The 13,931-nt window shown below is 74.0% G+C and carries 12 protein-coding genes; 5 read left to right on the forward strand and 7 right to left on the reverse strand.

The annotated features are described in order from the left end of the window. Positions 1-87: 87 nt before the first annotated feature. Together G3I78_RS36215 and G3I78_RS36220 are read right to left on the reverse strand one after the other, a co-directional pair. Positions 88-840, reverse strand: coding sequence for a GntR family transcriptional regulator (locus G3I78_RS36215; protein ID WP_164432692.1), 753 nt, complete (start codon positions 838-840; stop codon positions 88-90). Between the two features lie 147 nt (positions 841-987). Further along, on the reverse strand, positions 988-2,208 hold the full coding sequence (locus G3I78_RS36220) for a DUF4190 domain-containing protein (RefSeq protein ID WP_164432693.1): 1,221 nt from the start codon (positions 2,206-2,208) through the stop codon (positions 988-990). 735 nt (positions 2,209-2,943) lie between these two features. On the opposite strand from G3I78_RS36220, the gene G3I78_RS36225 reads away from it, so the two are divergent. Next, positions 2,944-4,074 carry a serpin family protein gene (locus tag G3I78_RS36225; protein ID WP_343243954.1) on the forward strand — a complete coding sequence of 377 codons (1,131 nt, stop codon included), beginning with the start codon at positions 2,944-2,946 and terminating at the stop codon, positions 4,072-4,074. A 5-nt stretch (positions 4,075-4,079) separates the two neighbouring features. Further along, positions 4,080-5,261, forward strand: a complete 1,182-nt coding sequence (locus G3I78_RS36230) for a serpin family protein (RefSeq protein WP_239158276.1) — start codon at positions 4,080-4,082, stop codon at positions 5,259-5,261. A 162-nt stretch (positions 5,262-5,423) separates the two neighbouring features. Here the strand turns inward: G3I78_RS36230 and G3I78_RS53305 are convergent, their stop codons facing one another. Together G3I78_RS53305 and G3I78_RS53310 are read right to left on the reverse strand one after the other, a co-directional pair. After that, the gene (locus tag G3I78_RS53305; protein ID WP_239158289.1) at positions 5,424-5,813 is read right to left on the reverse strand and encodes a hypothetical protein; all 390 of its coding nucleotides are present in this window, start codon (positions 5,811-5,813) and stop codon (positions 5,424-5,426) included. Between the two features lie 26 nt (positions 5,814-5,839). Further along, positions 5,840-6,382, reverse strand: coding sequence for a heparan-alpha-glucosaminide N-acetyltransferase domain-containing protein (locus G3I78_RS53310; protein WP_343243950.1), 543 nt, complete (start codon positions 6,380-6,382; stop codon positions 5,840-5,842). 288 nt (positions 6,383-6,670) lie between these two features. Here G3I78_RS53310 and G3I78_RS36240 point away from each other — a divergent pair, with 288 nt between their 5' ends. Next, on the forward strand, positions 6,671-7,333 hold the full coding sequence (locus G3I78_RS36240; RefSeq protein ID WP_164432881.1) for a response regulator transcription factor: 663 nt from the start codon (positions 6,671-6,673) through the stop codon (positions 7,331-7,333). Beyond that, complete coding sequence (locus G3I78_RS36245; RefSeq protein ID WP_164432697.1) at positions 7,330-8,454, forward strand: histidine kinase; 1,125 nt, start codon at positions 7,330-7,332, stop codon at positions 8,452-8,454. Before G3I78_RS36240 ends, G3I78_RS36245 begins: the two co-directional genes overlap by 4 nt. A 29-nt stretch (positions 8,455-8,483) precedes the next feature. Here G3I78_RS36245 and G3I78_RS36250 read toward each other — a convergent pair whose 3' ends face one another. Both G3I78_RS36250 and G3I78_RS36255 read right to left on the reverse strand, forming a co-directional pair. After that, positions 8,484-9,188 (reverse strand): DUF4232 domain-containing protein, encoded by a 705-nt coding sequence (locus G3I78_RS36250; RefSeq protein ID WP_164432699.1) that lies wholly within the window; start codon positions 9,186-9,188, stop codon positions 8,484-8,486. A gap of 135 nt (positions 9,189-9,323) precedes the next feature. Beyond that, positions 9,324-10,223 (reverse strand): PIG-L family deacetylase, encoded by a 900-nt coding sequence (locus G3I78_RS36255; RefSeq protein ID WP_164432701.1) that lies wholly within the window; start codon positions 10,221-10,223, stop codon positions 9,324-9,326. Between the two features lie 199 nt (positions 10,224-10,422). Between G3I78_RS36255 and G3I78_RS36260 the strand changes: the two genes are divergently transcribed. Beyond that, positions 10,423-12,855, forward strand: coding sequence for a helix-turn-helix domain-containing protein (locus tag G3I78_RS36260; RefSeq protein WP_343243951.1), 2,433 nt, complete (start codon positions 10,423-10,425; stop codon positions 12,853-12,855). Here the strand turns inward: G3I78_RS36260 and G3I78_RS36265 are convergent. Then, positions 12,833-13,858: a Clp protease N-terminal domain-containing protein gene (locus G3I78_RS36265; RefSeq protein ID WP_164432703.1), complete on the reverse strand. Its 1,026-nt coding sequence runs from the start codon at positions 13,856-13,858 to the stop codon at positions 12,833-12,835. The two genes, G3I78_RS36260 and G3I78_RS36265, sit on opposite strands and share 23 nt — an antisense overlap. Positions 13,859-13,931: the final 73 nt, after the last annotated feature.

Here is a 13,931-nt window from a genome sequence, read left to right on the forward strand (position 1 = left end):
TCCACCTGCTAGAACGGCCGAATTCGAACGGCGCTCGACCGCGGGCCCGTTGAGTGTTCGCCCGGGGCAACCTCCCCGGGGCGCGCGCTACTTCACCGGAAGGTGGTACGCGACCTGGTAGCGGTCGGCCGGAACGACCACGTCGGCCGTCTCCACCGGGCGCCCCGAGGCGTAGTAGGTGCGGTGCACCACGAGGACGACATGGCCCGGGACACCGCCCAGCGCGAGCAGTTCCTCGGCGAGGCCGGGGCGGGCGCCGACCTCCTCGGTGACGTTGTCCACGACCACGTCGATGGCGGCCATGCGCTCGACCACGCCCATGCCGCCGAGGGGCCCCTCCTCGGGGAGCATCACGGGGGTGCGCCCGGTGACCGCGAGGGGCTCCCAGGAGGTGGAGAGCATGATCGGCTCACCGGCCTCCCTGAAGACGTACTTGGTGCACATCACGCGGTCGCCGGGCCGGACGGCGAGCCGCTCGGCGATGGCGACGCTCGCCTCGGTCTGCTCGCTGCTGGACTCCCAGGTGCCACGCCCCTCCCCGTCGGCCTGCTCCTGCCGGAAGGGCGTGGCACCGGAGGCCGGGCGGTAGCCGGAGCGGGCGATGCGGCGGGGCACCGGCCGCTCCCTGACGTACGTCCCGGAGCCGGAGCGGCCCTCGACCAGGCCCTCCGCCATCAGCACCTTGCGCGCCTCCAGGGCGACGGTGTCCGAGACGCCGTACTCCTCGCGGATCCTCGCCTGGGACGGCAGACGGGTGTGCGGTGGCAGCGAACCGTCGGCGATCTTCTTGCGGAGATCACCCGCGACACGCAGATACGCCGGCTGCTCACCGAATGTCACTGGCCGCTCCCATCAGGTTGTACAGACAGCAACAGCCTGGCAACCGTGGGTTGGGCCATGCAAGCAAAGGCCAGAGAATCACTCGATGTGATGACATGTTCCGGTGGCGGGCTTTACGCAGGCACTTTCTCCCCGGTATAGCCGCGATCACACATCGAGCTCGCCACTGTCCGAGCCGCCGCCCCCGCTGCCGGAGTCCTCGTCGTAGGACGGCGGGTCGGTGGCGAGCCCCAGAGCCTTGCGTGCGGTGACCGTGCTGGGGCCGTCCACGAACGCGTAGCCCTTGTCGTAGTGCGTGTAGAAGGTGTCCACGTCCTTGTCGTCGGCGGCCGCGACCGCCTTCTCCCACTCGCCGCGGGCGGTCTCCATGTCCTTGAGCAGGGCCGCGACGGGCTTGTCGGCCCTGGCCGACCAGGAATGCCCCTCCAGGGTCCCGATCTGCTCGTCGAGGCTGTCGTGGACGTCCTGCGACCAGTCCCGGTAGCCGGGCAGATCGTCCTCGGGGTAGTCCTCGGGCTCCTGCCACAGCACGGTGTCGAGGGCGTTGAGGGACTTCAGGAGGGCGACCTGGTCGGCGTCGAGCGTGCTCTCGTCGGCGCGCAGCGAGCCGGTCAGGGTGGCCGACGCGTCCGTGTTGCCGAAGATGCAGCTGACCTCGCGGTCGCCGAGGCGCCAGCTCTGCCGGGTCGGGCCGAAGTAGTACACGTCGACGTCCTGGGGCAGCGACCAGGTGTCCAGGACGTAGCTGTCCTGGAGCGGGTAGCACCGCTCGTCGGCGGCGTCGGAGACCGCGCCGTCACCCGGGAAGGCGGACCCGGTCATCTCGAACTCGCCGAACACCTCGCCGTCGTGCTCACCCGCGCAGGGGACCGCGTCGACGTCGTAGGTAAGACCGTCGAGGTTCTCCCCCGGCGCATCGAAGCACTGGCCCTTCACCACGGAGAAGGCCGCGCCCTCGGTCGCGCCCTTCTTGAACCCCTCCCACGCCTGCGAGAGCCCTCCCGTGGCCAGCACCGTCACCCACAGGGCGAGGCCGAGCGACGACAGGATCGACCCGGCGATCGCCAGGCCCTTGCCGGACTGCCCCTTCTTCCTGATCTGCACCAACGCGATCACACCGAGCACCAGCCCCACGGCCGGGAAGCAGCACAGGACACCGAGCACCAGGGAGGCGACCGCGAGACCGTTGACGCCGACGGGGCGGGTGTAGGGGCTGTAGCCCTGTCCCCAGCCAGGGTACTGCGGCCCATAGGGTTGCCCGTACGGCTGCCCGTAAGGCTGTTGCCCGTACGGCTGCGGTCCCTGCGGCGGCGGCCGGTACGGGTCCGGGGCGGGGGACGGCGGCCCGGGGGGCGGGGGTATGGACACGGGTACCGTGCTCCTGGTTCAGGCTGTGGTGGGGAACTGACGTACGACAGGGCGCATGGTATGCGTGGGGCGGGCGGGGGTGGAATGCCGATTTCGAGTACGACGATCCGCGCGGTGAACGGGCTCACGGCGCGGTGGGCGGGGGTTTCTTCCGAGGGGACGGGGATTTCGGGGGGTGCGCGCTCGGCTGCGGGGGTTCCGGCGGGCGGTGGGGTCGGGGGTTCGGCTGCGGGGGCGCGTACGGGCGGCGGGAACGGGGGTTCGGCCACCGGATCGCCGCTGGGCGGCGGCACCGGCGACTCGGCTGCCGGGGCGCCTACGGGCGGCGGGACCGGAGGCTCGGCCACGGGATCGCCCACGGCCGGCGGGACCGAGCGCGTGATCCCCGGATTGCCGATGCCCGGTGGGTGTGAGGGTGCGGCCACCGGATCGCCCGGAGGGGCCCGGGGATCGGCCACAGGGGTGCCGACGGCCGCCGCGAGCGAGGGCTCGGCCACGGGATCGCCCACGGCCGGCGGGACCGAGCGCGTGATCCCCGGATTGCCGATGCCCGGTGGGTGTGAGGGTGCGGCCACAGGCTTTCCGGTGGGCCGTGAGTCCGAAGGTGCGGCCACCGGATCGGCCGGCGGGGCCCGGGGATCGGCCACAGGGGTGCCGACGGCCGACGCGAGCGAGGGCTCGGCCACGGGATCGCCCACGGTCGGCGGGACCGAGCGTGCGGCCTCCGGCGGGACCGTGTTCTCGGCCGCCGGTGTGTGGCCGTTGCTGGCCTTTCTGGCTGACGGGGCGGCGGGGGCGGCGCGGGACGAGCTGGCCGGGGCCGTGGGGCTGCCGGCGGGCGAAGCGGCGGGGGCGGCGCGGGAGTTGTCGCGCGGGATGGCGAGGGTGCGCGGGGTGTGCTCGGCACTCGGGCTGTGGACCGGGCGGACCTTGGAGTTGCGGGAGGAGTGGGCGGCCGGGCTGCCCGTCGGCGCGCACGGGGTGCTCAGTGGTGATCCGGCCGCCGACCAGCGGGAGTTGGACGCCTGGGCCGCCAGGCGGACGGGCGGGCTGATCGAGCGGATGCCGGTGCCGGTGCGGCACGACACCGAACTGGTGCTGGCCGGCGCCCTGGCAGTGCGCACGGACTGGCTCCAGCGCTTCCTGGACCTCCCGTTGCTGCCGGAGACCGGCCCCTGGGCGGACCGCGCGCTCCTGGGCCTGCACCGCACGAGCAGCCTGCTGGACCGGGTCGGGGTGGCGGACACCCCGGACGGCCATGTCACCGAGCTGAAGGTGCTGGGCGACACCGCGGTCGACGTCCATCTCCTGCTGGGCGAGGAGCACATGACGGCCGGTCAGGTGCTGGGCGCCGGGGTCGGTGTCCTGGCCCGCAGCCGGCCCGTGCTGTCCGGCTTCCAACTCCCCTACGGGGAACCGGGACCGGGGCTGCGGGTGGTCAGAAGGCGCACCGCCCGCCGCGAGCCGCCGACGCTCAGTGTGACGACCCCGGCGTTCGGCCTGCGGGCCCACCACGATCTGCTGACACTGCACCGGCTGTTCGGCCTCACCGCGGCACGGGACGCGAGCGAGGGCCACTTCCCGGGCATCAGCGGCGTCCCGCCGGCCGTCGGATCGGCCCAGCAGTCGACCATGGCGGAGTTCGGCGCCACCGGCTTCCGCGCCGCCGCCGTGACCGCCCCCGGCGCCACCGCCACCGGTGTGCCCGTCCTGCGCTGGACCACCACCAGGATCGAGGCCGTCCTGGACCGTCCCTTCGGCTTCCTCGCCGTCCACCGTCACTCGCGGCTCGTGCTCGCGGCCGGATGGGTCACCCATCCCCGGCCGTACCCCGACGACAGCGCCCTGTTCTCCGAGGAGTTCTGATCAAGTTGAACACGTACGACGACACGGTCCGTGCGGTGAACGGGCTGACCGCGCGCTGGGCGGGGGCGTCCTCCGGCGGCTCCGCGTGCTCCGGGGCCGGGGTCTGGCCGCTGCTGGCCCTCCTCGCGGACGGGGCGCACGGCCCGGCCCGGGCGGAGCTGGCCCGGGCGCTCGGCGTGCCCGCGGAGCACGCGGCCCAGGTGGCACGGGAGTTGCTCGGCCTCATGGCGGGCATCGAAGGACTGGACTCGGCGATCGGCCTGTGGACCGGCCGCACACTGGAGCCGCGCGAGGAGTGGACGGCCCGGCTGCCCGCCGACACGCACCACGCCCTCACCGGTGATCCCGCCATCGACCAGGGCGAGTTGGACGCCTGGGCGGCGAAGCGGACGGGCGGGCTGATCGAGCGGATGCCGGTGGAGGTGCGCGAGACCACGCAGTTGGTGCTGGCGAGCGCGCTGGCGCTGCGCACGACGTGGCTGCGGCCCTTCGAGGAGCGTCCGGTACGGCCGTCCGCGGGCCCCTGGCGGGGCAGGACCCTGCGCGGGCTGCACCGGCGCAGCGTACGGCTGGACCGGGTCGGGGTGGCGGCGCTGCCGGACGGCCGGGTCACCGAGGTGAAGGTGCGCGGCGGCAACGGCATCGACGTCCATCTCCTGCTCGGCGACGAGCACATGACGCCGGGTCAGGTGGTGGGCGCGGGGACGGCCGTACTCGCCGGCGGGCTCCCGGTGGTGAGGGGCGCGCTGCTTCCGCACGGGCCCGCGGGACCGGGTCTTCGCGTCGAGGAGCGCCCCTGCGCCACCCCTCAGCAGCCGACGCTGGAGCTGACCACGACGGCGTTCGAGGTACGGGCCCACCACGATCTCCTGCGCCCGCACAGCCTGTTCGGCCTCACCACGGCCCGGGACACCCGCCAGGGCCACTTCCCCGGCATCTCCCCCGCCCCCCTCGCGGTGGGCGCCGCCCAGCAGTCCGTGCTGGCCCGCTTCGACGCCCTGGGCTTCGAGTCGGCGGCCGTGACGGCGGTCGCCGCGGCTCCGGGAGGCGCCCCGCCCGCACCCCGGTACATGGCCACCGTGGTCACCGCCACCTTCGACCGCCCCTTCGGATTCCTCGCCGTGCACCGGGAGTCGGGGCTGGTGCTGACGGCCGGGTGGGTGACGGAACCGGCGCCCGCGCGATGACGATTCGCCCGCGTGGAGCGTGAGTTCGCCGGACTCGTGGTTCACCGCACCCGCTCGGCGACCTTCGTGGACTTGCCCAGGAGCCATTCCAGCGGTCCCCTGTGGCGGGCAGTTCCTCGATGCCGAGGAGGTGGATGCCGGGGATGTGGGGGATGTAGGCGGTCAGGGACATGGAGCCGACGGCGATGAGGGGGCGGGTGAGGCGGTGGAAGCGGGGGGAGGCGTCGAGGGCGGCGAGGCAGGCCGCCAGGACTGTGATCGCCACGCCGGTGTTGGCGAGGGCGGAGAGGGTGGTCTCGCTGTGGGGTGAGGCGAGCAGGAGGCGCCGGCCGGGGTGCCGGCGTCGGGGTAGCCCCAGGTGTCGGAGCACCAGGCGGAGGCGGCCGGTCCGGACTCGCCCCGGCCGCCGGCGCTCAGCTTCGCCAGGGCGCCCGGGACCAGGTGCGGGGCCGGCCAGGAGCCGCCGTACCCGAGGACGGCGAGGCCCACGCCGGTGAGCGCGAGGCGGGCGCGGACCGCGGTGGCGGTCAGGTCGAGGCGGGCCACCGCCATGCCGGCGACGACGAAGGGGATCCAGGTCAGGGCCGGGTAGCTGCCGGTGAACAGAGCGGGCCGGTGCCGTCGGCGCCGGTGGGCCAGGCCCAGAGGCCGCTCACGCCGTCCTCGGGGAGCGCGTGCTGGACGGCGTAGAGGATCTGGGGCAGGACCAGGGCGCCGGCCGCGGCGATGGCTGCGAGGGGGCGGGCGCCGAGCCGGTGCAGGGGCAGGACGAGCAGGAAGTAGAGGCCGTAGAAGGCGAGGATCACCTCGACCGGGGTGCCGGTCAGGGTGATCAGGGTGCCCAGCACCAGCAGGACCAGCGCCCGGACCACCTTGGCGACCGCCTGCCGGCCGGCCCGGCCCGTCTTGGGGACGCGGCGGCCGGTGATCGGCATGATCGAGAAGCCGGCCAGGAAGGCGAAGGGCGCGGAGGCGCGGCCGTGCGTGAGTTCCATGAGGTGTCCGGTGATGCCGCCCTGTGCCGGGTCGGGGCCGAGGTGGGCCGCGTACATCCCGAGGACCGCGAGCCCGCGGGCCAGGTCCACGCCGATCAGGCGGCCGAGCGGGACCGGTGCGGTCACGGGTGGCGTGAGCGTGGTGTCGGGAGCGTGGTGTCGGGTGCGTGGTGTCGGGTGCGTTGGGGGTCATGGAATCCACGCTGTCGGCCGGCCCGGCCCCGGGGTATCCGGCGACCGTCCCCTCGCTCCCCCACCCGGCCGGACCTCTCCCCCCGACCGGCGGGAAGGTTCCGCCGCCTCCCCTGTGCCGGTGTGTCCCGGTCTACGGTCGCAACGGTGACAATCGACATCCACGCGCGGCCGGAGCCGTGCGCAGAGGAACGGCGAGGCGGGACGCGCGTGATCCGGGTCATGGTGGTGGACGACGAGGCGCTGGTGCGCTCCGGCTTCGAGCTCATCCTGAGCGCGGCCGACGACATCGAGGTCGTCGCGACCGCGACCGGCGCCGAGGCCGTCGACGCCGTGCGCGGGACCGGCCCCGACGTCGTCCTCCTCGACATCCGGATGCCGGACGTGGACGGACTGACCGTGCTGGGCCGACTGCGTGCCCTGCCTGAGCCGCCGGTGGTGGCGATGTTGACGACCTTCGACGCCGACGAGTACATCCTCACCGCGCTGCGCTCCGGAGCGGCCGGGTTCCTGCTCAAGGACACCGAGCCGGACCAACTCGCCCAGCTGGTGCGTACGTTGGCCGCAGGAGGAGTCGTGATGTCGCCGAAGGCGTCCCGGGCCGTCTGGCAGAGCCACCCGGGGGCGACGGCGGCCGACGACGAGGAGGCGGCCCGGGTCGGACGGCTCAGCGAACGCGAGCGCGAGGTGCTCGTGCTGATCGCGGAGGGCCTGTCCAACGCCGAGATCGGCACCCGCGTCCATCTCAGCGCGGGCACCGTCAAGGACCACGTCAGCGCGATCCTGACCAAGCTGCGGGTGGGCGGCCGAGTACAGGCGGCGCTGCTCGCCCAGCGCGCGGGACTGCTCGACGCGAGCCGGCGGCGCCCGGAGTCGGGGCGATGAGCGCTCCCGCGGCTCGATGGGCACGGATTCCCGAGCCGGTCGTCGACGCCCTGGTCGTGGCGGTCGCCGTCGTGGACGTCCTGCTCAACCTGGAGGACGCGGGCCGCCCGGAGCAGGTGGCCGCCGTCCTCGCCTGCACTGCGCTCGCCCTGCGACGGCGCTTCCCGCTCCCGGTGTTCCTGCTGACCCTTCCCGCCAGCCTCATGCTGGACATCGTCTTCGCCCCGTTCGCCGCCCTGTTCACGCTGGCCGAACGCTCCCGCAACCGCCGCCTGCTCGTCGGGTGCGCCGTCCTGTTCGCCCTCGCCTCCGCCGCGCCCTGGCCGCTGGACGAGTTCACCGCGCACGAGCGCACCTGGACCGTCGTCTACTTCTTCTACACGCTCGCCACCGCCGCCGCCCCCGTGCTGCTGGGCCAACTGGTCCAAGCCCGCCGGGACCTGGCCCGCAGGCTGGTCGAGATCGAGGAGGCCCGTGAGCACGAACGGCTGCTGCACTCCCAGGCCGTCCTCGCCCGCGAACGCGCCCAGCTCGCCCGGGAGATGCACGACGTCGTCTCCCACCAGGTCAGCCTGATCGCCGTCCAGGCGGGCGCCCTCCAAGTCGCGGCCACCGAACCGCACTTCAGGGAGGGCGCGCGCACGATCCGTTCCCTCAGCGTGGACACCCTCGACGAACTCCGGCACATGGTCACCCTGTTGCGGGCGTCCGGCGGCCGGTCCACCGAGCTCACCCCGCAGCCCACCCTCGCCGACCTCCACAAGCTCGTCACGACCAGCGGCATCGACGCCGAACTCACCGGCGAACTGCCCTCCGAGGTCAGCACCACCGCCCAACGGGCTGTCTACCGCACGGTCCAGGAAGCCCTCACCAACGTCCGCAAACACGCGCCGGGGGCGTCGGCGGCCGTACGGCTGTGGCGGGCCGAGGACGGTACGGCGTTCGGGGTGACGGTCACCAACACCCCGCCGACCAGGCCCTCCCTGCCGCTTCCCGGCTCCCGTCAGGGGCTGGTCGGGCTCCGGGAGCGGGCCGAACTCCTGGGCGGTGCCTTCGAGTCCGGGCCCACCGCGGAGGGCGGCTACGAGGTGGAGCTGCGGATTCCCGGTCGGGCCGGGTGAGGGGGACGCCGTAGCGGCGCCCGGAGGACTCAGAAGTCGTCCGCGCCGTTGCGGAGTTCGGGGGTCCAGTAGCCGGTGAGGGCCTTCGCCGGGTCGACGGCGATGCCTTCGGCGCCGGGCGCGGTGACGGTGATGACCGTGTCGTCGCCGTCGAGGGTGACGGCGAACGCGGAGACGGGCTCGTTGTCCTCGTCGACCCCGCCGTCGGACAGCTTCACCGCGGCGTAGGCCGGGGCTCCCGCCGTGAGCACGACCGGGGAGGCGGGCTTGCTCTTGGCGACGGCCGGGACGTCCTGCTTGTGGCTCTCCAGGAACTGGATGTGCGGGAAGCCCGTCAGTCGGCAGGTGTGGCGGGAGGTGTTGCGCGCGGTGAGGACGAGGTGGGTGTAGGGCGGGCCGTCCTGCCTGGCGGCGGTGACGGAGAGGTCGTGCGAGGTGCAGAGCGGGGTGGCGGCGGTGGCCTGCTTGCCGGCCGTGACGGAGGCGACGGTCGCGCGGGGCGAGTAGGGCGTGGTGCCGCGGTCGCCGTCCGCCGTATTCCCGGAGTCCGTGGACTTCCCGGAGTTCGTCGTCTTCCCGGAGTTCGTCGTCTTCCCGGAGACCGAGGCGGTGGTGGCCGCGGTGGTCGGCGCGGCCGACCTGACTCCCCCTGCGCTCTGGCAGGCGCTGAGGGACAGGACGAGGGCGGTGCCGGTGGCGGCGAGCAGGGCGGTGCGGTGGAGCGGGGTGTTCATCGGAGAGTTTCCCTGTGAGGTCGGAGCGGGGCCGCGGCGAGGTGCCGTCGGCCTGGGTCGTTCAGGTGCCGGAGCAGCCGGCGTACGGGCGTACGGACGTAGAGGCGTACGGGCGTAACGGCCTTGCGGGGACGGTCAGTTGCCCTTGCCCGGCCGGTAGCCGGACGGCAGCGTGTACACGAACTCGCGCGGGTCCGCGTGCGCGGCCTCCATCAGCTCGGGGACGCTGTGGTAGCCCAGCGCGTACAGGTTCCGGCCCGGGTCCCAGGTGTTGTACGCGTAGATCGCGGCGCGCTTGGTCTTCATGTGGGAGCCCGGGATGTTCAGCACGTACGCCGCCCCGTCCGCGCGCCGGTCCTCGGGACGGGCGTAGGCGTAGACGTGGTTGAAGCGGACGTCGGAGATCGTGCCGTCGTTCATCAGGCGGTAGGCGACATCGCTGCACGCCTTGTGGGTCTCGGTGCGCTCCAGCCAGCCCGCGGTGAACTTGTGCGAGGCGCCCGGGTACTGGGCGGCCAGCGCCCTGACCTTCGCGTCGATCCGGTCGACGAGCTTGTTGTAGGCGGACACGCTGTCGAAACCGTCGTCCACGATCTTGAAGTTGATGACCTTGTCGACGCCCAGCGCCTTCGCGGAGGCCATGAACTCGGCGGTCCGGCCGGCGACGATCTTGTTCGTCCCGTCGGTCGGCCAGGACAGGTTGTGCCGGCCGCCCGCGGCACACGGGTGCGGGCTGGACCAGGTGGTCAGTGGGCAGGGGTCGGTGTTCATGAGCGTGGCCAGGTCGGGGTTGCGGCCGTTGCTCACCAGGACGAGGTGGACGGGCCGGCCCGCCGCCTTGTGCTCCAGGATCGAGCCGGCCAGGCCGATCGCGTCGTCGTCCTGGTGCGGGGCGTAGAAGATGGCGGGCTTGGCGGCGGCCGAGGCGGCGGGCGCCCGGCCCGTCTGCCAGGCCACCGCGGCGGCGGTCAGCGCGCCGGCGGCCAGCACGCTCCGCCTGGACATCCCGGTGGCCCGGTCGTCGCTGCTGTGCATGTGGAATCTCCCCGTTCGGTGATCGTGACGGCCCTACGACGACGGGTGGTCCACGCCTCCCAAGAGGCGCCCCGCGTCACCTTCAGTCGATCACTCGCCGGGTGCCGTTCCCAGGCGGTTCTCCCGGCAGAAATGCCGTCGGCCATACTTCTACCGGGGGCTCGCAGTCGTACGGGCCGGACGATCGGAGACCTCGACGGTGCGTGAAGGCACGTCTGCCACCTGCGATTTCGGGCAGCGGCTGCGCCGTCTGCGGGCCGACGCCGGGCTGAGCCAGGAGGCGCTGTCCCACACGGCCGGGGTGAGTGTCCGGGCCCTCGCGGACATGGAGCGCGGACGGACCCGCGGGCCCCAGCGCCGTACGGTCGAGGCGCTGGCCGAGGCGCTCGGGCTGGACGCCGGCACGGCGGCGGAGCTGGAGCGGTCCGCCGCCGAGGGCCGCCCCCGCCCCCGCGCCGACCTCGGCCCCGCCGCGCCCACCGCGCTGGCCCTGCCGCGCGACATCCAGGACTTCACCGCGCGCGGCCCGGCCCTGGCCCGGCTGCTGGAGCTGGTGGGCGACGCCGGTCCCGGCCGGCCGGTGGTCAGCGTGGTCGCCGGTCAACCCGGCCTGGGCAAGACGGCGTTCGCGGTGCACGCGGCTCATCGCCTCGCCCCGCACTTCCCGGACGGGCAGTTCGCGCTCGACCTGCACGGCATGGACCCCGAGCCGACCACACCCCGGGACGCGCTGGCCCGGCTGCTGGGCGCGCTGGGCGTGGCCGACGGCGCGATACCGGCGGGCACCGACGACCGGGCCGGGCTGTGGCGGTCCCTGTCCGGCGACCGGCGGATCCTGCTGCTCCTGGACAACGCCGTCGACGAGTCCCAGGTCGGCCCCCTGCTGCCCGGGACAGGGCCGTCCCTGACCCTCGTCACCAGCCGGCACACCCTGGCGGGGCTGGAGTCCGTGCACCGCAGCGATCTGGCCCTGCTGCGGCGCGAGGAGGCCGTGGAGCTGCTGACCCGGATCATCGGCCAGGACCGGGTCCGGGCGGAGGCGCAGGCCGCGCGCGACCTCGCCGACCTGTGCGGACATCTGCCGCTGGCCGTCCGGATCGCCGGGCAACGGCTGCTCGGCCGGCCGCACGAACGCCTGGGCAAGCTCGTCGCCCGGCTCGCCGCGGAGGGGCGGCGGCTGGACGGGCTCCAGGCCGGGAGCCTGCGGGTGCGGGCCGCGTTCGCGCTGTCGTACCGGCAACTGCCGCCGGAGTCACGGACGTTCCTGCGGCGCGCCGCGCTGGCCGCCGGGGCGGACTTCAGCCCCGAGACCGGTGCGCTGCTGGCCGGCCTGTCCTACGACGACGCGGTCGCCTGCGCCGAGGAACTGACCGACGCCGGGCTGCTCCAGAGCGACCCCGTCACCGAGCGCTACCGCTTCCACGACCTGCTCCGGCTGTACGCGGCCGAGCTGGTCGAGGAGGAGGACGGGACCGTCGTACGGGATGCGGCGCTGGACCGGGTCGAGGGGTGGATGCTGCGGCGGGCCACCGCGGCGGCGCTGTACTTCGATGTGGAGCATGAGCGGGATGAGGTGGGTGGGGGTGGAGTCGGCGGGTCGGGGGTGGTCGGTGGCTCAGGGGTGGTCGGTGGCTCGGCCTTCGGCCGCGATCCGGTCGTGGCCCTCGATCCCGACCCGGACACCGCGCCCGTAGGCCAGGAGGAGGCGCGGGCCTGGCTGGAGGCCGAGCGGGCGCAGTGGCTCGCGGCGCTGCGGCGGGCGCATGAGGGCGGGCGGTATCGGGAGGTGCTGGACACGGCGAAGGCGATGCACTGGTTCTCCGACCGCAACCAGCACTGGGAGCAGTGGGTGGAGGTGTTCCGGCGGTCCGCCGACTCCGCGCGGCTGTCGGGGAGCCGGCAGGAGGAGGCGGTCCACCTCAACTACCTCGCCTGGGCCTACAACCTGTGCGTCCACGACCCGCACGCCGCCCTGACCGCCGCCGACTCCGCGCTCGCGGCGGCCCGGGACAGCGCGGACGGGCTCCAGGAGGGCTGGGCCCTCGGCTACGGCGCGGGCGCGCTGCACCGGCTGGGCCGTCCCGAGGAGGCCCACGGCCGGCTGCGCGACGCGGCCCGGTGTCTCGCCGCGCAGGAGTCCCCGCAGGCCCGGCTGGCCGAGCTGACGATCCTCAACACCCTGGGCACCCTGCTGCGTCACACCGGCCGGGCGGCGGAGGCCCTGGACGTCCACCGCCGCAGCGAACGGATCTGCCGTACGGGGATCCCGGGCCGTACCGCCGAGTTGATCGCCCTGTACCACGCGGTCGCCCGCCAGCAGATCGGCAACGACCTGGCCGCCCTGGAACGCTGGCCCGAGGCCGAGCAGCCGCTCCGGCAGGCCCTCGCCGCCTTCGAGTCGGCCCGTATGACGGCCTGGTCCGAGCAGGCCCGGCTCGACCTGGGCCAGGTGCTGAGCGCCCTGGACCACCCCGAGACCCACGAGACCCTGCTCGCCGCCCGCGACGGCCTCGCCGCCCTGCGCAGCCCCCGTCAGGCGGAGGCGGCCGAGGCTCTCGCGGCGCTGGGCCGGAGCGCCGAGGACGAACGGGAATCAGCGTCATGCCAAGTCACGCAGGGCCGGTCCCGCTGATCAGTACGTCGATCAGCTGCCGGGCGCGGGTCTCCTCGCGCAGGAGGGTGTCGACCAGGGGTCCGGTGCCCGCCGTACTCATCAGGTTCTGGCCGGTGGCCTCGTCGACGTACTCCGCGACGGGCCGGACGTCGGCCGTCAGCGGCGCGCGGCCGGCGGCGGTCAGCACACGGTGGACCGAGACGTAGTCGACGCCCAGGCGGGCCAGTTGCTCGCCGCCCGCGTACCGGGTGTCCTCGCCCGCGGTGTTCTCCCCCAGCAGGTGCGGGTGGCGGAGGGCGACCTCGTGGGTGGCCAGGAGGGCGAGCAGCACGTGCTCGGTGCCCACCGCCCGGTCGCCGAGCCGACGGGCCTGCTCGTAGGTCTCCTGCTTGACCCAACCAGCGGGCATGGTCGCCCAGTTGACCCCGCCGAGCTTGGTCAGCCACCGCATCCACACGGGCATACGGCGGTAATGGCCACGGCCGAGAAGCACGTCACGGGTGGCGTGCAGCAGGGGGTCGAGACCGTCGTCCCGGCGCCCGGAGCCCCCGTCGAGGCGGGCGAGCACGCCCTGGGCCGGGATTCCGCACACGCCCAGCAGCTCCACGGCCCGGTTGTCCTCGGCCAGCAGCCCCCGCAGCAGGTGCACGGCACCGAACTTCCCCGCGTCCTCCCGCCGCGCGTGCTCCATCGCCGAGGTCAGTGCCCTGGCCGCGGCGCCGGTGAAGGAGGTCCGGCGGTCGCCGTCCTCCCCCAGGACGTCCGCCGAGACCACACGGTGCTCCGCGTCGTCGTCGGCGCTCCACACCCCGTCCTTCTCCAGCCGGTCCCGCAACACCGCCAGCAGCGCGGTCTTGGTCGCCCCTTCCCCCACGAGCGCTTCCCGCGCCGGGCCCCTGGAGGTGGCGACGCCGGCCAGGAGGTGCTCGGTCCCCATGGCTCCGTCCGCATCCGCACGCGCGCCCCGGGCGGCGCCCAGGACGCCTGCGATGTTCCAGTCGGGGGACTTGATCGCTTCCATACGGCCCTTCCTCTTCCCACCGTTCCTGCGGAGCAGCCTCGCCGACGGGGGCGGGCGGGCGCGTCGGTCGGGA

The organism is Streptomyces sp. SID13726 (assembly GCF_010548375.1).
Lineage (GTDB): Bacteria > Actinomycetota > Actinomycetes > Streptomycetales > Streptomycetaceae > Streptomyces.